This window comes from Azospirillum sp. UENF 112521 (assembly GCF_058780665.1).
Genome location: NZ_JBSNCI010000007.1, coordinates 1 through 19,564, shown reverse-complemented (window position 1 = coordinate 19,564; position 19,564 = coordinate 1). Strand labels below are relative to the sequence as shown.

Below are 19,564 nucleotides of genomic sequence, written 5' to 3'. Positions count from 1 at the left end.
GCTGTAAACTCGACGGTTGGAAACTCGACTGCTGGAAGCTCGGCGGATCAGGAGGCAGGTTTCATCGCCGCCGCGATGGCGAGGCGGGATTCCTCTCCCGCGTGGCAGATGCCCTGCAATGCCGCCGCCATGTCGAGCATGGTGGACAGATCGACCCGGCCCGCCTGCTGCAGCATGCGCTTGGTCATGCGCACCGCTTCCGGCGGGTTGGCGGCGATCTCCTCCGCCAGGGCGAGCGCCGTCGGCATCAGCTCGGCGTCCGGCACCACGCGGGACACCAGGCCCAGGGCCGCCGCTTCCGCGCCGCCGACCGCCCGTCCGGTGAAAGCCATCTCGGCGGCCACCGCCGGACCGGCAACGCGCGTGAGGAACCACAGCCCGCCATCGCCGGAAATCAACCCCAGCTTCACGAAATTGGAACTGATCCGCGCCGACTCCCCGGCGATGCGCAGGTCGCACATGAAAACCAGATCGCAGCCTGCGCCATAGGCAGGGCCGTTCACCGCCGCGATCACCGGGATTTCGAGATCGGCCATGGCGCGGGGGATGCGCTGCACCCCGGCGCGGTAGGCGTTGCGCACCTGATCGGCCGGACCGCCGAACATGCCGCGCCGGTCGCGGATGTCGTGGATGTTGCCGCCGGCGCTGAAGGCCTTGCCGGCGCCGGTCACCACCAGCACCCGCACCGAGCGGTCGTCCCGCACCTCCTCCAGCGCCGCGACAAGCGGGTTCAGCACCGGCGGATCGGTGACGGCGTTGCGGGTCTTCGGCGCGTCCAGCGTCAGGATGGCGACGGCGCCCCGGCGCTCCAGCCGGGCGGTGCCGGCATTCTCGACAGTGTCGTCACTCATGCATCACCACCACGGCGCGGATGACGTCGCCGCGCTCCACATCCTCGAAAGCATTGTTGATGGCGGCCAGCGGCAGGCGCCGGTCGATCAGCTCGTCCAGGCGCAGCCGGCCGTCGAGATAGGCCTGCGCATAGGCCGGGAAATCGTCGGCCGCCTTCGCTCCGCCCAGGCTGGACCGCAGGATGCGCCGCTCGCCGCTGATCGAGCCGAAACGCAGTTCGACCAGCCGGTTGGGATCGGTCTTGCCCAGGATGGTGACGCTGCCGCCCGGCCGGGTGCAGTCCACCGACTCCTGGAGCGAGCCGATGACGCCGGCCGCTTCAAAAGCGTGGTCGGCTCCGCGGCCGCCGGTGATCGCCCGCACCCGGGCCGCCAACTCCTCGCCACGCAGATCCTCGCCGCCGAGCATGGTGTGGGTGGCGCCGAAGGCACTGGCGCGCTCCAGCTTGTCGGCGCGCCGGTCGACGGCGATGATCGCCCCGGCTCCGGCCAGCCTTGCGCCCTGCACCACATTCAACCCGACCGGTCCGCAGCCGATCACGATCACGCTGTCGCCCAAGCCCACGCGGGCGACGCGCAGCGCCGCTCCGACGCCGGTGATGACGCTGCAGCCCAGCAGGCAGGCGCGGTCGAAGGGCATCTCGTCCGGCACCGGAATGGCCGCGGCCTCCGGAACCACCGCATATTCGGCGAAGGACGACACGCTGAGAAAATGGCCGACCTCCGCCCCGGAGGCGTCGCGCAGCCGCCTGCGTCCCGCCGACAGGGTCGCAGCACGATGGTTGGGAACCACCATGTCGCACAGCATCGGCTGGTCGTGGCGGCAGTAATAGCACTGGCCGCAGGCTGCATAGATGGTACAGACCACATGCTGGCCCGGCTTCACCCGCTGAACCGCCGACCCGACCGCCTCGACCACGCCGGCGCCCTCATGGCCGAGCACGACCGGCGGCGGCACGGCGAAGGCGCCGGTCATCGCCTCGCGGTCGGTGTGGCACAGGCCGGCCGCATGCATGCGGATCAGCACGTCGCCGGGCTCAAGCGGCGCCAGGGTGAGCGGCTCGATGGACAGCGGTGCTCCCGTCTCGCGAAGCACCGCCGCCTGGAAGGTCGATCCCGCCATCCCCCCTACTCCGCCGCCGGCCGCCGGGTCTCGGCATCGGTCTCGGCATCGGCCAGGCGCAGGATGCCGTCGTCGCCGCCGGTCTCCAGAGGTTCGCAGCGCCGCGCCACCACCCATTCCGGCCGGGGATTCTCGATGCCATGCGGCCTGTTCGAAACCTGATTGTAGACGGTGTAGATGTGCCAGCGCGCATGGCGCGACATGTTGTGGCCGGAGCCGTGAACGATGTTCGGATGGAACAGGACCACGGTGCCCGGCTTGCCGGTGATCGGCACCGGATCGCCGAACCGCGTCATGATCTCGATGACCTGATCCTTGGGCACCGTCCACAGCTTGTAGGATGTCGTGGTCTCGTCCATTTCCGGATCGAGCCGGCCCAGCTTGTGGCTGCCGGGAATGAAGTAGAGGCAGCCGCCGATCTCGGTCGCCTCGTCCAGCATCAGCAGCGAGGTCGTCATGTCCGGCCGGTCGACGCCGTCGGTCTTCCAGTAGCCGTAATCCTGGTGCCATTGCCAGATGGCGCCGTCGATGGCGTCCTTCAGGTTGCACTTCGTGTGATAGACGTAAACCGGTTCGTCGCCCAGCACCTGACGCGCCGGGTCGATCACCCGCGGCAGGGTGGCCAGCGCCTGGAACGGCGGCGATGCGGTCGGACCGGTCTCGTCATGCACACGGAAGACCGACCGGACCGCACCGCTTTTCTCACGGATGACGCCTTCGGCTTCGACCCCCGTCACGCGATGCAGATCGCGGCGGAGGATTTCCACCTCCTCGTGCGACACGAGGCCGGGAAACACCAGATAGCCGCGCTCCTCATACTCGGCCATCTGCGCGTCGGTCAGTCTCATGGCATCCTCCCTCGGTTCCGTTTTGAAGATATGATTGATGTACAGCCGATATATCGGTAGGTTATTATCGTATGCGAACGAATTCAATGGAAAACGTCAACGATCCGCCTCTCGAACAAATCGACCCGGGGACAGAGCGGATCATCCGGCTGCGTCAAGCCGGCGCCCGGTGCCGATTGCGACAGGATCCAAAGGGAGGATGCGGCCGATGCAAATGCCGATAGGGTTGTGGACCGACCCGGTCGAACCGGAATTTCTCGCTCCCCTGAGGCGCGCGGTCGCCGACCATGTGGAGCCTGACGCCGACGCCATCGACCGGGAGGACGTCTATCCGGTCGCCGCGATCAAGGAGCTGGCCCGCCAGGGCTATACCAGCCTGACGCTGCCGGAGGAGTTCGGCGGGCGCGGCCTCGGCTTCGCCCATTGCGCGGCGCTGTTCGAGGAGGCCTCCTATGCCAGCGCCGCTGTCGGCATCAGCCTGATCACCATCCTGCAGGCGCAGACCATCATCCGCCTGTTCGGTGCCGACAGCCTGAAAAGCACGGTTCTGCCGGAGTTCGGCCGCGGGCTGATCACCTCCTACGCCTTGACCGAGGCCAACCACGGCAGCGACATCCGCAGCCTCGACACCAAGGCGGTGCGGGACGGCGACCGCTGGATTCTGAGCGGCCGCAAATCCTTCATCACCTCCGGCTCGGCCGCGGAGGCCTATGTGATCCTGGCGGAAACGCCGGTCGGCGTGTCGGCCTTCTTCGTCCGCCAGGGCATGGATGGCGTGTCGACGGAGGAAGGGCCGAACGCCGCCACCTTCGGCCTGCGCAACGGTCCACATGTCGATCTGGTGCTGGACCGGGTGGCGCTGCCCGCCGATCACCTGATCGGGGTGGAGGGCAAGGGCGTCCGCCAGGCGGTGACGACGCTGGACTATTCGCGGACCATGGCCGCCGCCATCAGCCTCGGCATCGCACGGGCGGCCTTCGACGGCGCCCTGGACTTCGCCGCCGGGCGCAGCGCCTTCGACCGCAGGATCCTGGATTTCCAGGGAATCCAATGGTACTTCGCCGACATGCTGGCGGAGATCGACGCCGCCCGGCTGCTGACCTACGAAGCCGCGCGCAAGCTGGACGCGCATGACGACATCGCCCGCTTCGGCAGCGAGGCCAAGCTGCTGGCCAGCCGGGTCGCCACCGACACCGCCGCCCGCGCCGTGCAGATCTGCGGCGCCTATGGCGTCATGGAATCGGCACGCTTCGGGCGATACCTGCGCGACGCCAAGGCCTACGAGATCGCCGGCGGATCGTCGGAAATCCTCAAGAACACCATCGCCAAGCGGCTGCAACAGCATGTCGCCCTGAGGCGGGAGGCGCTGTCGTGATCGCCGATCCGCTCTATGCCCGCGCCGCCGCCACGCCCGGCCGTCCCTTCCTGCTGTTCGGCGACCGCAGCATCACCTATGGCGCCATGGCGGCGTTGGTGGACGAGGCCGTCGAGCGTCTGGCCGCGCAGGGTGTGACGGCCGGCAGCACCGTGGCGATGATGGTCGGCAACCGGCCGGGTTTCCTCGTCGCATGGTTCGCGCTGTCCGAACTGGGCGCCATCACGGTTCCGCTCAACACCGCCCTGGTCGGCGAGGGGCTGCGCTATCTTCTGGAGCAGAGCGAAGCCTCCCTGCTGATTGCCGAGGAGGAGTTCCTCCCCGCCCTGCCCGCCGCCGCCCCGGCGCTGCTGGCGATGGACGACCGCTTCGAGACGGCCGCCGACCCCGGACGGGCGCCGCGCCGCCGCCTCGCCCTGCCCGGCGGCACGGCCAACGCCATCCTCTACACCTCCGGTACCACCGGCCTGCCGAAGGGGGCCGTCATTCCGAACGCCTGCTACGAGCTGGCGGGCGAGCATATGGCGGCGGCGCTGGAGCTGACGGACGAGGATCGGATCCTGCTGTTCCTGCCGCTGTTCCACGCCAATCCGCAGATGTACGGCGTGATGTCCTGCCTGCGGGCCGGGGCGACGCTGGCGCTGCTGCCGCGCTTTTCGGCCTCGCGGCTGCTGGAGGATGCGCGGCGGTACGGCGCCACCGGCTTCACCTATGTCGGCACGGTGCTGAGCATCCTCGCCAAGCGGCTGACCGGGCCGGAGCGCGACCACTCCCTGCGCTGGGCGGTCGGCGGTGGCGCACCCCCCGGGGTCTGGCGCGAGATCGAGGAGCGGCTGGGCCTTGCGGTGCGCGAGCTGTACGGCATGACCGAGACCGGCGGCTGGGTGTCGATGAACACCGCCCGGGCCGCGAAGTTCGGCAGCGTCGGCGCCCCCCGGCCGGACACCGAACTGTGCGTGGTCGATGCCGACGACACCCCGCTTCCTCCCGGCGCGAAGGGCGAGATCGTCGTCCGCCCCCGCCGCCCCGGCCTGATGTTCGACGGCTACTGGAAGAAGCCCGAGGCGACGGTGGCGGCGACGCGGAACCTGTGGCTGCACACCGGCGACCGCGGCATGATCGACGCCGACGGCTTCCTGCATTTCGATGGCCGGATGAAGGAACTGATCCGGCGCGCCGGGGAGATGATCGCCCCCGTCGAGATCGAGACAGCCCTGCTGAAGCATCCGGCCGTTCAGGACTGCGCCGTCGTCGGCGTTGCCGACGACATCCTCGGCGAGGAGATCAAGGCGGTGATCGTTCCCCGACCCGGATTCGACCCCCGGGACCTGCCGGCTTTCCTGACCGGCCGCATCCCGGCCTTCATGATTCCGCGCTTCGTCGAGATGCGGACGGAAATCCCGAAGACGGCCACACAGAAGGTGCAGCGTCATCTGCTGCAGGATCATCCCGGTGACATCGTGGATTTGGGGAGGCACAAGGCCGATACCCTGGCCACTCCCCCAAAAGCGATGAGGAACCCCCCCCGCCCATGATCCGTTGATCGATGCAGGGTTGCCTGGCCGATCAGAGGGGGGCTTGGCTGACGAACTTCACCTGTTCAAACGCCTGGAACCCCTCGGTGCCGCCTTCCAGCCCGATGCCGCTGTCCTTGATGCCGCCGAAGGGCGTTTCCGGGTGCGACACCACCCAATGATTCACCACGACATTGCCGCATTCGATCTCCGCCGAGAGCCGGTCGGCGAGCGCGAGATCCCGTGTGAAGACGTAGGACGCCAGCCCGAGCGACAGGCGGTTCGCCAATGCCACCGCCTCGTCCGCATCGAGGAAGGAGGCGACCAGCGCCAGCGGTCCGAACGGCTCTTCGCTGGCGGCCCGGCAGGCGTCGGTGACACCGGTCAGCACCGTCGGCCGATAAAAGAAGCCGGGCCGGTCGATGCGGCCCCCGCCAGCCGCCACCGTGGCGCCGTTCCGTCGGGCATCCTCCACCAGCGCCTCGACCGCCGCCAGCCGGCGGGCATTCTGCACCGGCCCCATCTGCGTCGCGCCGTCGAAGGGATCGCCGACACGGATCGCCGTTGCCGCGTCGGCGAAAGCGGCGGCGAAGCGGTCATGGATCGAGTGATGAACATAGAAGCGGGTCGGCGACGTGCAGATCTGCCCGGAACTGCGGAACTTGGCGGCGGCCGCACCGCGGGCCACCGCGTCGACGTCCACGTCGGGAAAGACCAGAACCGGGGCGTGGCCGCCCAGTTCGAACACGCCGCGTTTCATCGTCCGCATCGCCAGGGCGGCCAGATGCTTGCCGACGGGGATCGAGCCTGTGAAGGACACCATGCGGATGGCGTCCGCCTCCAGCAGCCGCTCGGCCACCGCACCGGGGTTGCCGAACAGCATGTTGGCGACACCGGCCGGCAGACCGGCCTCGGCCAGCGCATGGGCGATGAAGAGGGCGGAGGCCGGCGTTCCTTCCGACGGCTTGATGACGATGGAACAGCCCGCCCCCAGCGCGCCCGCGATCTTGCGCGCCGGGGTGATCGCCGGGGCGTTCCAGCCGCTGAAGGCCGCCACCGGCCCGACGGGCTCGCGCAGCGCCATCAGCCGGTGGCCCGGCGTGCGGGGCGGGATGATGCGGCCATAGGACCGGCGGCATTCCTCCGCGGCCCAGTCGAACATGCCAGCCGCCGTCTCGACCTCGCGCACGGCCTCGCCAAGCGGCTTGCCCAGTTCAAGCGCGATCAGGGCGGCGAGGCTGCCGGCGTCCGCCCGCATCACGTCGGCGGTGCGGCGCAACAGCGCCGACCGCTCGACCGCGCTGGTCCGCCGCCAGAGCCGGAAGCCATCGGCCGCCGCCGCGACCGCCGCATCCACGTCGTCGGCACCGGCATGGGGCAGCAGGCCGAGCGTCGCGCCGGTCGCGGGGTTGATCACCGGTTCGCTGGTCCGGCCTCCGGCCTCGATCCAGCGCCCACCGATCCACAGGCGAAGGTCAGGATAGGCGGTGTTCGTCATCGTCGCCTCTATAAAGCCAAGTTCGATGGACCCAAGGCGGCGCGCAGCACGCCCGGATCGCAGAGCCGGAAACCCGGTCCGCTGAGGTCTCCCAGCCGCGCCAGCCCGGCTTCCAGCCATGCCGGATCCTGGCGGCCGGCCCAGAACAGCGGCCCGCCCTCCCAGGCCGGGAAGCCATAGCCGTTGACCAGCACGAGGTCGATGTCCGACGCGCGGGCGGCAACCCCTTCCGAAAGCAGGCAGGCGGCCTCGTTGACCATGGTCAGCAGCACGCGGGTGACGATCTCCTCGTCGGAAACGGCGGCGCGGACGATGCCCTTGGCGGCCGACGCCGCTTCGATCAGTGCGGTCACCTCCGGGTCCGGTTCGCCCCGCTTGGCGCCGGGCGGATAACGGTAATAGCCGGCGCCGGTCTTGCGGCCGAACCGTCCGGCCTCGCACAGCCGGTCGGGAATCTCGACATAGCGCGCCGCCGGATCGCGGATCGCCGCCTGTTGCCGACGCATCCGCCAGGCGATGTCCAATCCGGACAGGTCGGCCACCGCGAACGGCCCCATGGCGAAACCAAACCGCTCCAGCGCGGCGTCGACATCCGCCGGAAGCGCCCCGTCCTCGATCAGGAATTCGCATTGGCGGCGGTAGGCGGCATAGATGCGGTTGCCGATGAAGCCGAAGGCGTTGCCCGCCACCACCGGCAGTTTTCCTAGCCGCTTCGCCAGCGCGATGCCGGTCGCCAGGACGTCGGGCGCGGTCTTCGCCCCGCGGACCACCTCCAGCAGGCGCATGACGTTGGCCGGGCTGAAGAAATGCAGACCCGCCACATCCTGCGGCCGTCCGGTCGCCGCCGCGATGGCGTCGAGGTCCAGATAGGACGTGTTCGATGCCAGCACCGTCCCCGGCGCCAGCACGGCGTCCAGCCGGCGGAACAGATCCTGCTTGACCGCGAGATCCTCGAACACCGCCTCGATCACCAGATCGGCGGTGGCGAGCGCCGTCATGTCGGTGGTCGGATCGAGCGCCGCGAGCCGCTTTCCCGCCTCCCCGGCGCTCATCTTGCCGCCATCGACGCGGCGGGCGTAGTGGTCGCGCAGCCGGGCCATCCCGGACTCCAGCGCCTGCGCGTCGCGTTCCAGCAGCGTCACCGGCAGGCCGGCGTCCAGCGCGGCGATGACGATGCCGGCCCCCATGGTGCCGCCGCCGATCACGCCGATCCGCTCCAGCCGCCGCACCGCCACGCCCTCCAATCCGGGAAGGCGGGCCGAATCCCGCTCGGCGAAGAACAGGTGGCGGCGGGCGAAGGCGTCTGTCTCCAGGCGCAGCCGTTGGAAAACCGCACGCTCCTCCGCCAGCGCCTCGGCCAGCGGACGCTCGGCCGCGGCGCGGACGGCCCGGATCGCCTCCACCACCGCAGGACGCCCGCGGCCGGCGCGCAGGGCGGCACTGGCTGCGGCCTCGATGCGCTCGGCCGGCTCGGCCGGGACGGTGCGGTCGGCCACCCGGTTCTTGGCCCCGGCGAGCCCCCGCGCATGGGCGACGGCAGCGGTGCGGAGCGCCTCTACCACCGCCCCCTCCACCACCGCATCGACCAGCCCGAGCGCCAGCGCGTCGGCGGCGGCCACCCGACGGCCTTCGCAGATCAGGCCGATGGCGGTGGAAACGCCGACCAGACGCGGCAGGCGCTGGGTGCCACCGGCGCCGGGGATCATGCCCAGCGTCACCTCCGGCAGCCCCACCCGCGTGCCGGGTGCCGCGACGCGGGCGTCGCAGCCCAGCGCCAGCTCGAACCCGCCGCCCAGCGCCGCCCCATGCAGGGCGGCGACCACCGGCTTCGCGCAGGCCTCGATGGCGGCGATGACGGCGGGAAGCTGCGGCTCCTCCAGCGGCTGGCCGAACTCGCGCAGATCGGAACCGGCGATGAAGGTCCTGCCGGCGCCGATCAGCACCGCCGCCTCGATACCGGGATCGGCCGCGACCGTCGCGACGGCGTCGAGCAGCCCGCGCCGCACGGCGGCGGACCCGGCGTTGACCGGCGGGTTGTCGATGACGATCACCGCCACCCCGCCGTCGCGCTCCAGCCGGACCGTTCCGCCGGCCCGGTCGCCGAGCACTTCGGCCGGCCTGCCGGTCACTTCGCCACCAGCGGGCAGCCGCCCTGGTCCATCGGACGGAAGGCCTTGTCGCCGGGCACCGTCTCCAGAACCTTGTAATAGTCCCACGGACCCTTGGACTCCGACGGCTTCTTCACCTGCATCAGGTACATGTCGCGGATCACCCGCCCGTCGGGACGGATGGAGCCGTTCTTGGTGTAGAAGTCGTCGATCGGCATCTTGCGCATCTGTTCGGCCACCTTGGTGGCGTCGTCACTGTCGATGGCCTGGATCGCCTTCAGGTAATGGGTGACGGCGCCATAGACCGCCGCCTGAAGTCCGCCGGGCGCCCGGCCGTTGAAACGGTCCATGAACCGCTTGCTCCAGGCCCGAGTCTCGTCGTTCATGTCCCAATAGAAGCTTTCGGCGAAGGTCAGGCCCTGTGCGCTTTCCAGCCCCAGCGCATGGATGTCGGGCAAATTGACCAGCAGCGCCGCCATCGTCTTGCCGCCGGCGGTGATGCCGAACTCGCCCGCCTGCTTGACCGCATTGATCATGTCGGCCCCGGCGTTCGCCAGCCCGATCACGCTGGCGTTCGACGCCTGCGCCTGCAGCAGATAGGAGGAGAAGTCCGCGGTGTTGAGCGGCGCCCGCACCGCCCCGACGACGGTGCCGCCGTTGGCCTTGACGACACGGGTCGCCTCGCCTTCCAGGGCGTGGCCGAAGCTGTAGTCCGCGGTCAGGAAATACCAGTCCTTCAGGCCGCGCTTGACCAGCGCGGTGGTGGCGACGGTCGGCAGGGCATAGTTGTCGTAGGCCCAATGCACGCCGACGGGCGAGCAGGCCTTGCCGGTCAGGTCCGGCGTGCCGGGGCCGGTCGCCAGGAACATGCGGTTCTTCTCGCGCGAGAGCCCCTGCACCGACAGGGCCACGGCGGACGACACCACCTCGGTGATCGCGTCGACCCCCTCGACGTCATACCAGCGCCGTGCGATGCCGGAGCCCACGTCCGCCTTGTTCTGGTGGTCGGCCGAAACGATCTCGATTGCGGCGCCATTGACCTTGCCGCCGAAATCCTCCGCCGCCATCTGGGCGGCCAGCACGGCTCCGGCGCCGACATTGTCGGAATAGGGACCGGACATGTCGGTCAGAACGCCGATCTTCACCGTCTTGCCGGAAATCTCGGCCGCCGCGCTGCCGGCCAGACCGCCCCCGGCCAGACCGATGGTCAGCGCCGCGACGGCCGTGGCGGTCAGCGCCCGCAGACCGGGCACCCGAACAGTGATGGCACGCATGATTGGTCCCTCCCCAGGGAATTGGCGGCCGCCGCCTTCGTTGCGGGCGGCGGCCGGTTGTTGTCGAAGCGCCGGCAATCGGATGGCTGCCGTCGGAATGCCTGCCGTCTGAGCCGGGCTCAGCGGTGGGCGATCTCGCTCAGGACCGGCAGCAGATGGGCGATGAAGCCTTCCGGATCCTCGCTCATCGGGAAATGGCCCAGCCCCGGCATGATCGACACGGTGGCGCCGGGAATGCAGGCGGCGGTCTCCAGCGTGTCGGCAGGAGAGCAGGAATAGTCGTATTCGCCGGTCAGCAGATAGAGCGGGCAGCGGCTGGTGTCGATTTCGCTCAGCCGATGGCGGATGTCGCCGTCCACCTTGTAGAAATAGAGGTCACCCTTGAAGATGCCCGGACCGCCCTGCATGTAGTGCCACACCGTTTCCCAGCGGTGGGCGTCGGGCGCGTTCGGCCCGACCAGCCCGGCGGCGATGGCGGCGCAGACCTCCCCGCCATGCACGTCCGGATGATGCAGCCAGGTCGTGTCGTAATAGGGATGGACGTGGGCCGAGGATTGCAGCCCGACGATGGCGCGGAATTCCTCGGCATGCTCCATCGCCAGATGCAGTGCGATGCGCCCGCCGATGGAACAGCCCATCGCCACCGGACGGTCCAGCTCCAGCGCCCGGCACACGGTCAGGATGATGTCGGTGTAGTCGGCGCTGGTCAGCTGGTAGTCGCCGTCCTGCCAGCCGGCGGGCGGCGAGGATTTGCCGTGCCAGGGCAGGTCGAAGGCGATGACCCGGTAATCGCGGGTGATGCGCGGGTCGTTCAGGATGCCGCGGAACTGGCGGCCGTCCGACCCGGCGGTATGCAGGCAGACCAGCGGAATGCCCTGCCCCGCCTCCTCGAAATAGATCCGGTGTTCGCGGCCCTTATAGTCCAGCCGCATGTAACGCCCGGTGATGGATTCGATCGTCGCACGCATCAGGCGGTTTCCTTCGGGCTGCGCAGGCTGGCCATCACGTCCTTGATGTAGAGCAGGTTGGCCATGAAGGGTTGCAGGTTGCCGGACAGGGTCAGGTCGCCGCGCCGCAGCAGGGCGAACAGGTCGTGGAAGCCCGGCGGGGGCAGCGGCTGCCAGAAGCGCGCCAGCGCATCGGCCCGGCAGGACAGGCCGAAGGTCCAGGACGGCATGACGAACGGCCCCTTGCGGACCTCGGCGATCCGCCCGCGGTCGATGGAGATCAGATAGGCCTCGGCGCCGATGTCCAGCCGCATCACCGCGGTCAGGAAACGGCCGCGATGGACGAGCCGTTCATTGGCGTTCACAAGCTCCGGCAGCGAGAGCACATCCGGCCTGGGCATCATCGGTTCCTCCCGGAACGGGTTTCGGTGTCGTCTTCTTGGGATTGGGCGGGTGTGTCCGCCGTTGTAAGCCGGACCAGCGCGTCGACCGCCACCGCCCCCTGCCCGTCTGCCATCACCATCAGCGGGTTGATCTCCGCCTCCAGCACGGTCACGTCGTCGAGCAGGGCGAGGCGCGAGACGGCGACCAGCGCATCGGCGACGGCGCCGAGGTCGCCCGCCGCCCGGCCGCGATAGCCGGCCAGGGCCTGGAGCGCCTTCACCTCGCCGATCATCTCCAGCGCGGTGGCCCGGTCCACCGGGGCCAGCCGCAGGGCACGGTCGCGGTAGATCTCGGTCAGCACGCCACCGGCGGCCAGCATCACCACCGGCCCGACCTGGGGGTCGCGGCGCAGACCGACCAGCACCTCGCCCACGCCGCGGGTCATCGGCTGGACCAGGATCCGGCGCACGCCCACCCCCGGCCGCGCGGCTTCGACCCGGTCGCGGATCGCCGCCATGGCGGCCGACAGCGCGCCGGCATCGGCGATGTTCAGCGCCACGCCGCCGACATCGGTCTTGTGGGCGATGTCCGGGTGCAGGACCTTGGCGACCACCGGATAGGCGAAGGGAAGCTCCGGCACCGGTTCGCCGACCGTCAGCACCGCGACCGGCGCATGGGGAACGCCGACGCGGGCGAACAGGCGGTAGGCCTCGGCCTCGTCGATGGTCCGCCCGGCATCCGGGGGAACCGGCAGTGGCGGGGTCGCCAGTTCGGGGCGGGGAAGCCGGCGGTTGAAGGCGGCGGCGATCACGTCGGCGCCGGATTCCGGTGCGCGGAAGCAGGGGACCCCGGCGGCGCTCAGGCGCAGCAGCGCCTCCGGTGCTTCCGGCACGATGAAGGCGGCCAGCGGCTTGTCATGCTCGCGCGCGCTGTCGATCACCGGCGCCACCGCCAGATCGGGCTGGAAGCGGGCGGAGGACCCGACCGTCGCCAGCACCAGATCGAATTCCGGCGCGGTCTGCATCACCCCCAGTGCCGCTTTCATCACGTCGTAGCGGGTGCCCGCCAGCGTCAGATCGACCAGGCGCCCCTCCCCTGCCACGATCCCGACCTCGGCGAGCCGGCGCACGGTGTCCGGGCTGGGGGCGGCGACCCGCACGCCGCGGACGGCCAGCTGGTCGATGGCCATGGCCGCACCGCCGCCGGTGGTGGTGACGACGCCGACGGCGGGCTGCCGCACGGTCGCCACCGGCATCCGGTTGAGCAGCGGCATGATCTCCAGCAGCCCGTCGAAGGACTCCACCCGGGCGATCCCGCAATCGCGCAGGAAGGTGTCGGCGACATCGTCCTCCCCGGCCAACGCGCCGGTGTGGGAGACCGCCAGCTCCGCCGCCTCCGCCGAACGGCCCAGCTTGTAGGCCGCCACCGGCTTGCCGCGCTCGGCCGCCGCCAAAGCGAAGCGGCGGAGCGCGTCGGCGTTGCGCATCGATTCCAGGAACAGCAGATAGCCACCGATCTTCGGGTCGTCGAGCGTCGCCTCGCAGATTTCGCCGACCGACAAATCCACTTCGCCGCCGACCGACACCAGCCCGGCGAAACCGACGCCGCGCGCCTTGCCGCGCGACAGCATCGCACCGATCAGGCTTCCGCTGTGCGAGGCGACGAACACCCCGCCGTCCGGCAGGTCGGGTTCGGCGAAGGCGGCGTTGGCGGTCAGCACCAGCCGCTCCTGCACATTGACCACGCCGATGCTGGACGGGCCGAGCACGCGCACGCCATAGGACCGGCCGATCTCGGCCAGCCGCTTTTCGCGCTCGACGCCGGCCTCCCCCGCTTCGGAGAAACCGCCGGCCAGGATGGTCGCGACCGGGACGCCCAGCCGCCCGCACTCCTCCAGTGCGGCGATGGCCGCATCGGTGCCGGTCAGGATGAAGGCATGGTCCGGCCGTTCCGGCAGCGCCGACAGCGATGCGAAGGCCGGCTCGCCCTGCACGGTGGCGCGGGTCGGGTTGACGCTGTAGACCGCGCCGCCATAGCCGGCGCGGCGCAGGAAGCGCAGCGGACGGGCGGCGGTCTTGGCGATGTCGTCCGACACCCCGACAAGCGCCACCGACCGCGGCCGCAGCAGGGCTTCGGCCAGGGCGGCGCCGGTACAGCCTTTGAGGGCGGTGCCGCTCACGACCGGCTCTCCCGCGGCGGGCGCTGGTCGAAGCGGCGCTCGAACAGCTCTTCGGCGATGCGGTTCTTGAGGATTTCGATGGAGCCGCCGGCGATCATCCAGCCGCGCGTCCGCTTCACGCAATACTCGACAAGCGCTTCCTGGCTGTAGCCGGTGCCGCCCATGATCTGCAGGGCCTCGTTGGCGACCTCGAAGCCGGCGAGGTTGCAGGACAGCTTGGCGATGGAGGTCTCATAGGCCGACGGCAGGCCGTTGTCGGCATTGGTGGCGGCGCGGTAGAGCAGCAGCTGCGCGCTTTCCAGCTTCAGCGCCATGTCGGCGAATTTCCATTGCAGACCCTGGAATTCGCACAAGGGGCGGCCGAACTGGATGCGCGTCTCCGCATGCGCCTTGGCCAGGTTGAAGGCATGGCGCCCGAGCGCCAGCGCCCGCGAGGCGTTGCCGATGCGCTCCACGTTGAAGCCGGCGATCTGCTTCTTGAAGCCGCCCGGCCCCAGCAGGACATTCGCCTTGGGAATGCGGCAGTCCTCGAAATAGAGCTGGCACCATTCCTCCCCGCTCATGAAGGCGGAGGGCTGGCCGACGGTGAAGCCGGGGGTGCCACGCTCGATCAGCACCGAACCGATGCCGCCGACGCCAGGGGCGAAGCGGACATAGATCAGGAACAGCGTCGCTTCCGGGCTGTGGGTGGAAAAGACCTTCGACCCGTTGATGACGTAATGGTCGCCATCCTCGCGGGCGCTGGTCTTCAGGTCGGTGACGGCCGACCCGGCGTCCGGTTCGCTCATGCCCAGGGCCAGCAGCTTGCGTCCGCCGAGCAGGTCGCCCAGCCAGCGCTCCTTCTGCTCGGGGCTGGCATATTCGGCGAAGGTGCGGATCGGCCCGAAATTGCCCGCCTGGACGACGTCGGCGCTCTTGGGGCAGACCAGCGCCAACTCCTGGATGGCGATCACCGCGTCCATCAGCGTGCCGCCGACGCCGCCATCCTCCTCGCGGATGGTGATGCCCAGCAGGCCCATCTCCGACAGTTTCGCGGCCACGTCCCAGGGAAAGGCCGGGGAATGGGCGCGCTTCAGCGCGTCGGCGGCCAGCTCGGCACGGGCAAAGCGGCGCACGCTGTCGGCGAAAGCGCGCTGTTCCTGGTTGAGTTGAAAGTCCATGGCTCCGACGGGGCTATCGATTTGCGTTACGGACAATCAATCTCATTGACGGACAAGCGGCAAATTCCTAGTTGTTGGGCACACATAACCTTATGTAATGGACCGTGAGTTGCGCCAGGTTCCCCCGCTCAATCCGCTCCACGTCTTTGAATGCGCGGCCCGGCACGGCAGCTTCACCAAGGCGGCGGAGGAGTTGAGCGTCACCCAGCCGGCGGTCAGCCGGCAGGTTGCCCTGCTGGAGGATTACCTGGGGGTCCGGCTGTTTCACCGCGAGACCCGCGGCCTGACCCTGACCAGCGAGGGCAAGCGCTACGCGGCGCAGATCGCGCCGGCCTTCCGCTGCATCGCCGAGGCGACCTCCGAACTGGTGTCCGCCCGTGCCGCCGCTCCCCTGAAGCTGCAGGTCTATGCGACCTTCATGGCGAAATGGCTGATGCGGCGCCTCCCGCAGTTGCAGACCAACCACCCCGACCTGCGGCTGCGCACCCGGACGGCGGTGGCGCCGGTCGACTTCGCCCGCGACAACGTCGACGCGGCGATCCAACTTGGCACCGGCGACTGGCAGGGCATGGACTCGGTCTTCCTGTTCGCCGACGAAATCCTGCCGGTGTGCAGCCCCGCCCTGCTGGCCGGCGGCCCGCCGGTGAAGGCGCCGGCCGATCTGCTGCGCTACCCGCTGCTGCATTCCCACTACCGGCGGCGCGACTGGCCGGACTGGCTGGAGGCGACCGGCGTGACCATGGCGGAGACGCAGGAGCCGCTGATGTTCCCCAGTTCGCTGCTGACCTATCAGGCCGCCCTGGACGGGCTGGGCATCGCCATGGGCCAACCCGCCATGCTGGAAACCGAACTGCGCAGCGGCAGCCTGGTCTGTCCGATCGAGCGGCCCCTGCGCCGCGACCTCGGCTATTATTTCGTGGTGCCGCCCAACCACCAGGACCGTGCCCGCATCGCGAAGGTGCGCAACTGGCTGCTGGAGCAGGTGGCGGCCTGCTGAAACGTGCCGCCGCATCCATTACCGCAGGTTATGCACCGGCAAGTTTATGTCAGTTGCCGCAATCCGACGGACTTCCGATAGTCGGACTTCCGATAGCCGGGGACGCGGCCGGCCGCATCCATCGCTGCCGCGCCCGGCCACCATCCTCCTGCCCAACAAATTGCCCGTCCCGCTCCATCGGCGGCGGGTAGCGGAAGGCCCACTCCATGACCGAAGCATTCCTGTGCGACGCCGTGCGCACGCCCATCGGGCGTTACGCCGGCGCGCTGGCGCCGGTGCGCGCCGACGATCTCGCCGCCATTCCCCTGCGGGCCTTGCTCGACCGCAACCCGTCCCTCGATCCGTCGGCAATCGACGACGTGATCCTGGGCTGCGCCAACCAGGCGGGAGAGGACAACCGCAACATCGCACGCATGGCGGTCCTGCTGGCCGGTCTGCCCGAAACGGTTCCCGGCACCACGGTGAACCGCCTGTGCGGATCGGGGCTCGACGCCATCGCGCTGGCGGCGCGCGGCGTGCGCGCGGGCGAACAATACCTGTTGCTGGCCGGCGGGGCGGAGAGCATGTCGCGCGCGCCCTTCGTGATGGGCAAGGCCGACGGTGCCTTCTCCCGCTCGATGCGGCTGGAGGACACCACGATGGGCTGGCGCTTCGTCAACCCCCGCCTGAAGGCCTCTCACGGCGTGGACACCATGCCGGAAACCGCCGAGACGGTGGCGGAGCGCTATGGCATCGCCCGCGAGGACCAGGATGCCTTCGCCCTGCGCTCGCAGCAGCGGGCCGGCGCCGCCCAGCGCAGCGGACGCTTCGCCCGGGAGATCGTCGCCGTGCCGGTCGCCGGCCGCAAGGGGGCGATCACCGAGGTGACGGCCGACGAGCATCCACGGCCCGACACCACGCTCGACCAGCTTGCGGCGCTGAAGCCGGTGGTGCGTACCGGCGGCACCGTGACCGCCGGCAACGCGTCCGGCATCAACGACGGCGCGGCGGCGCTGATCGTCGCCGGAGAGGCGGCGGCCAGGCGTCATGGCCTGACGCCGCGCGCCCGCATCGTCGGTGCTGCGGTGGCCGGCGTCGAGCCGCGCGTGATGGGGATCGGACCGGTCCCGGCGGTTCGCCGCCTGCTCGACCGCACCGGCGTGCCGCTCGACCGCATCGACGTGATCGAGTTGAACGAAGCCTTCGCCGCACAGGGCCTTGCCTGTCTGCGGGAGCTTGGACTGGCGGATGACGATCCGCGGGTCAACCCCAACGGCGGGGCCATCGCGCTCGGCCATCCGCTGGGGATGTCCGGTGCGCGGCTGGCCACCACCGCGCTGATCGAACTGGAGCTGCGCGGCGGCCGATACGCCCTGTGCACCATGTGCATCGGCGTCGGCCAGGGCATCGCGCTGCTGCTGGAACGGGTGTAAGGGGGCAGGTCTCACCAAGCGAAAGGGCGGCCCCGCGATGGAGGCCGCCCTTTCGCTTTGCCCGGTCGCTGCGCGGTCAGAGCGCCTGCTGCAGCTCCGGCACGGCCTTGAACAGGTCCGCGACGAGGCCGTAATCGGCGACCTGGAAGATGGGCGCTTCCTCATCCTTGTTGATCGCGACGATGACCTTGCTGTCCTTCATGCCGGCGAGGTGCTGGATCGCACCCGAGATGCCGACGGCGATGTACAGCTCCGGCGCCACGATCTTGCCGGTTTGCCCGACCTGATAGTCGTTCGGCACGAACCCCGCGTCCACCGCGGCGCGGCTGGCACCCACGGCGGCGCCCAGCTTGTCGGCCAGCGCCTCCAGCAGCGGGAAGTTCTCGCCCGACTGCATGCCGCGCCCGCCCGACACCACCACGCGGGCGGATGTGAGTTCCGGACGCTCCGACTTGGTCAGCTCGGCCGAGACGAAGCTCGACAGCCCGGCGGCACCGGCACCCGCGACCTGCTCGACGGCGGCTGAACCGCCTTCGGATGCTGCGGTCTCGAAGGCGGTGGTGCGGACGGTGATCACCTTGACCGCATCGGCCGACTGCACGGTGGCGATCGCGTTGCCGGCGTAGATCGGCCGCTCGAACGTATCGGCGGAGACCACGGCGGTGATGTCGGAGATGGCGGCGACGTCCAGCAGTGCGGCGACGCGCGGCAGGAGGTTCTTGCCGACCGAGGTGGCGCCGGCCAGCACATGGCCGTAGCCGCCGGCCTTGACGGTGGACACCACCAGCGGGGCGACGTCCTCCGGCAACTGATGCTCGTAGGCGGCATCGTCGGCCAGCAGCACCTTGGCGACGCCGGCCACCTTGGCGGCGGCATCGGCGGCGGCCTGCGCGCCCTTGCCGGCGACCAGGATGTGGACATCGCCCCCAATTCCGCTGGCGATCTTGGACGCAGCGGTGACGGCGTTCAGCGTGGCGGGCTTCAGCGAGGCGCCGTCGTGGTCGGCGATGACGAGAATGTTGGCCATGGTCAGTTCATTCCCCTCAGATCACGCGGGCTTCGGTCTTGAGCTTGTCGACCAGCGTGGCGACGTCCGGCACCTTGATGCCGGCCTGACGCTTCGGCGGCTCCGTCACCTTCACCGTCTTCAGGCGCGGCGTGACGTCGACGCCCAGGCTGTCCGGCGTGACGGTCTCCAGCGGCTTCTTCTTCGCCTTCATGATGTTGGGCAGCGAGGCATAGCGCGGCTCGTTCAGTCGCAGGTCGGCAGTGACCACCGCCGGCAGCTTGAGCTCCACCGTCTCCAGCCCGCCGTCGATCTCACGGGTCACGGCGACCGTGCCGTCACCGGCGGCGATCTTGGAGGCGAAGGTGCCCTGGCCCCAGCCGAGCAGGGCGGCCAGCATCTGGCCGGTCTGGTTGCAGTCGTCGTCGATGGCCTGCTTGCCGAGGATGACGAGGCCGGGGGCCTCCTTCCCGACCAGCGCCTTGAGGACCTTGGCGACGGCCAGCGGTTCGGTCGTCACGTCGGTCTGCACTAGGATGGCGCGGTCGGCACCCATGGCCAGCGCCGTGCGCAGCGTCTCCTGGGCCTGGGCCGGGCCGATGGACACCACCACGATCTCGGTCGCCTTGCCGGCTTCCTTGAGACGAACCGCCTCTTCGACGGCGATCTCGTCGAAGGGGTTCATGCTCATCTTCACGTTGGCGGTCTCGACGCCGCTGCCATCCGCCTTGACGCGGATCTTCACATTGTAGTCGACCACTCGCTTAACGGGGACGAGGACTTTCATGGGTCGTATCCTTTATGCGGCTCTGATGTCGGCGAGGAAGCGGTCGATCTCCCGATGGAGGGACATCAGCGATTCCCCGTTCCGGGCAGGCGGGCCAGCAG

General features: G+C 69.7%; 16 protein-coding genes. 4 read left to right on the top strand and 12 right to left on the bottom strand.

The features are described from left to right. Positions 1-47 precede the first annotated feature (47 nt). Genes ACWPN8_RS28820 through ACWPN8_RS28810 form a run of 3 tightly spaced genes read right to left on the bottom strand, consistent with a single transcriptional unit; the run spans position 48 to position 2,822 of the window. Positions 48-851 carry an enoyl-CoA hydratase-related protein gene (locus ACWPN8_RS28820; RefSeq protein WP_492243235.1) on the bottom strand — a complete coding sequence of 268 codons (804 nt, stop codon included), beginning with the start codon at positions 849-851 and terminating at the stop codon, positions 48-50. Continuing rightward, complete coding sequence (locus ACWPN8_RS28815; RefSeq protein WP_492243234.1) at positions 844-1,974, bottom strand: alcohol dehydrogenase catalytic domain-containing protein; 1,131 nt, start codon at positions 1,972-1,974, stop codon at positions 844-846. The genes ACWPN8_RS28820 and ACWPN8_RS28815 overlap by 8 nt, the downstream gene beginning before the upstream one ends. A 5-nt stretch (positions 1,975-1,979) precedes the next feature. After that, positions 1,980-2,822 carry a phytanoyl-CoA dioxygenase family protein gene (locus ACWPN8_RS28810; protein ID WP_492243233.1) on the bottom strand — a complete coding sequence of 281 codons (843 nt, stop codon included), beginning with the start codon at positions 2,820-2,822 and terminating at the stop codon, positions 1,980-1,982. A 208-nt stretch (positions 2,823-3,030) separates the two neighbouring features. Here ACWPN8_RS28810 and ACWPN8_RS28805 point away from each other — a divergent pair, with 208 nt between their 5' ends. Further along, on the top strand, positions 3,031-4,197 hold the full coding sequence (locus tag ACWPN8_RS28805) for an acyl-CoA dehydrogenase family protein (protein WP_492243232.1): 1,167 nt from the start codon (positions 3,031-3,033) through the stop codon (positions 4,195-4,197). Further along, on the top strand, positions 4,194-5,732 hold the full coding sequence (locus ACWPN8_RS28800; RefSeq protein ID WP_492243231.1) for a class I adenylate-forming enzyme family protein: 1,539 nt from the start codon (positions 4,194-4,196) through the stop codon (positions 5,730-5,732). The genes ACWPN8_RS28805 and ACWPN8_RS28800 overlap by 4 nt, the downstream gene beginning before the upstream one ends. Before the next feature lie 31 nt (positions 5,733-5,763). Here the strand turns inward: ACWPN8_RS28800 and ACWPN8_RS28795 are convergent, their stop codons facing one another. The 7 genes from ACWPN8_RS28795 to ACWPN8_RS28765 form a co-directional block, all read right to left on the bottom strand. Continuing rightward, complete coding sequence (locus ACWPN8_RS28795) at positions 5,764-7,209, bottom strand: NAD-dependent succinate-semialdehyde dehydrogenase (RefSeq protein ID WP_492243230.1); 1,446 nt, start codon at positions 7,207-7,209, stop codon at positions 5,764-5,766. Positions 7,210-7,217: 8 nt separating this feature from the next. Further along, positions 7,218-9,338: a 3-hydroxyacyl-CoA dehydrogenase NAD-binding domain-containing protein gene (locus ACWPN8_RS28790; RefSeq protein WP_492243229.1), complete on the bottom strand. Its 2,121-nt coding sequence runs from the start codon at positions 9,336-9,338 to the stop codon at positions 7,218-7,220. Further along, positions 9,335-10,591, bottom strand: a complete 1,257-nt coding sequence (locus ACWPN8_RS28785; RefSeq protein WP_109448278.1) for an ABC transporter substrate-binding protein — start codon at positions 10,589-10,591, stop codon at positions 9,335-9,337. Before ACWPN8_RS28785 ends, ACWPN8_RS28790 begins: the two co-directional genes overlap by 4 nt. A 119-nt stretch (positions 10,592-10,710) precedes the next feature. After that, entirely contained in the window at positions 10,711-11,559 is an 849-nt protein-coding gene (locus ACWPN8_RS28780) for an alpha/beta fold hydrolase (RefSeq protein ID WP_492243228.1), read from the bottom strand. After that, the gene (locus ACWPN8_RS28775; RefSeq protein ID WP_492243227.1) at positions 11,559-11,942 is read right to left on the bottom strand and encodes a hypothetical protein; all 384 of its coding nucleotides are present in this window, start codon (positions 11,940-11,942) and stop codon (positions 11,559-11,561) included. Before ACWPN8_RS28775 ends, ACWPN8_RS28780 begins: the two co-directional genes overlap by 1 nt. After that, positions 11,939-14,101 carry an acetate--CoA ligase family protein gene (locus tag ACWPN8_RS28770; protein ID WP_492243226.1) on the bottom strand — a complete coding sequence of 721 codons (2,163 nt, stop codon included), beginning with the start codon at positions 14,099-14,101 and terminating at the stop codon, positions 11,939-11,941. The genes ACWPN8_RS28775 and ACWPN8_RS28770 overlap by 4 nt, the downstream gene beginning before the upstream one ends. Then, a complete protein-coding gene (locus ACWPN8_RS28765; RefSeq protein ID WP_109448286.1) occupies positions 14,098-15,261 on the bottom strand; it encodes an acyl-CoA dehydrogenase family protein in 1,164 nt (387 codons plus the stop codon). Before ACWPN8_RS28765 ends, ACWPN8_RS28770 begins: the two co-directional genes overlap by 4 nt. A 109-nt stretch (positions 15,262-15,370) precedes the next feature. On the opposite strand from ACWPN8_RS28765, the gene gcvA reads away from it, so the two are divergent. After that, on the top strand, positions 15,371-16,258 hold the full coding sequence (gene gcvA / locus ACWPN8_RS28760) for a transcriptional regulator GcvA (RefSeq protein WP_492243225.1): 888 nt from the start codon (positions 15,371-15,373) through the stop codon (positions 16,256-16,258). A gap of 206 nt (positions 16,259-16,464) precedes the next feature. Continuing rightward, positions 16,465-17,670 carry a 3-oxoadipyl-CoA thiolase gene (pcaF, locus tag ACWPN8_RS28755; RefSeq protein WP_492243224.1) on the top strand — a complete coding sequence of 402 codons (1,206 nt, stop codon included), beginning with the start codon at positions 16,465-16,467 and terminating at the stop codon, positions 17,668-17,670. Between the two features lie 76 nt (positions 17,671-17,746). On the opposite strand, the gene ACWPN8_RS28750 is transcribed toward pcaF, so the two are convergent. Both ACWPN8_RS28750 and ACWPN8_RS28745 read right to left on the bottom strand, forming a co-directional pair. Next, positions 17,747-18,697: an electron transfer flavoprotein subunit alpha/FixB family protein gene (locus ACWPN8_RS28750; RefSeq protein ID WP_492243223.1), complete on the bottom strand. Its 951-nt coding sequence runs from the start codon at positions 18,695-18,697 to the stop codon at positions 17,747-17,749. 16 nt (positions 18,698-18,713) lie between these two features. Then, positions 18,714-19,463 (bottom strand): electron transfer flavoprotein subunit beta/FixA family protein, encoded by a 750-nt coding sequence (locus ACWPN8_RS28745; protein WP_492243222.1) that lies wholly within the window; start codon positions 19,461-19,463, stop codon positions 18,714-18,716. Positions 19,464-19,564 lie beyond the last annotated feature (101 nt).

What these genes read in the sequence shown, in the direction of transcription:
- ACWPN8_RS28775 (WP_492243227.1), bottom strand. Translation starts at nt 11,942, where the DNA reads ATGATGCCCAGGCCGGATGTGCTCTCGCTGCCGGAGCTTGTGAACGCC.
- ACWPN8_RS28780 (WP_492243228.1), bottom strand. Translation starts at nt 11,559, where the DNA reads ATGCGTGCGACGATCGAATCCATCACCGGGCGTTACATGCGGCTGGAC.
- ACWPN8_RS28820 (WP_492243235.1), bottom strand. Translation starts at nt 851, where the DNA reads ATGAGTGACGACACTGTCGAGAATGCCGGCACCGCCCGGCTGGAGCGC.
- ACWPN8_RS28765 (WP_109448286.1), bottom strand. Translation starts at nt 15,261, where the DNA reads ATGGACTTTCAACTCAACCAGGAACAGCGCGCTTTCGCCGACAGCGTG.
- ACWPN8_RS28785 (WP_109448278.1), bottom strand. Translation starts at nt 10,591, where the DNA reads ATGCGTGCCATCACTGTTCGGGTGCCCGGTCTGCGGGCGCTGACCGCC.
- ACWPN8_RS28815 (WP_492243234.1), bottom strand. Translation starts at nt 1,974, where the DNA reads ATGGCGGGATCGACCTTCCAGGCGGCGGTGCTTCGCGAGACGGGAGCA.
- ACWPN8_RS28745 (WP_492243222.1), bottom strand. Translation starts at nt 19,463, where the DNA reads ATGAAAGTCCTCGTCCCCGTTAAGCGAGTGGTCGACTACAATGTGAAG.
- ACWPN8_RS28810 (WP_492243233.1), bottom strand. Translation starts at nt 2,822, where the DNA reads ATGAGACTGACCGACGCGCAGATGGCCGAGTATGAGGAGCGCGGCTAT.
- ACWPN8_RS28805 (WP_492243232.1), top strand. Translation starts at nt 3,031, where the DNA reads ATGCAAATGCCGATAGGGTTGTGGACCGACCCGGTCGAACCGGAATTT.
- ACWPN8_RS28795 (WP_492243230.1), bottom strand. Translation starts at nt 7,209, where the DNA reads ATGACGAACACCGCCTATCCTGACCTTCGCCTGTGGATCGGTGGGCGC.
- pcaF (WP_492243224.1), top strand. Translation starts at nt 16,465, where the DNA reads ATGACCGAAGCATTCCTGTGCGACGCCGTGCGCACGCCCATCGGGCGT.
- ACWPN8_RS28750 (WP_492243223.1), bottom strand. Translation starts at nt 18,697, where the DNA reads ATGGCCAACATTCTCGTCATCGCCGACCACGACGGCGCCTCGCTGAAG.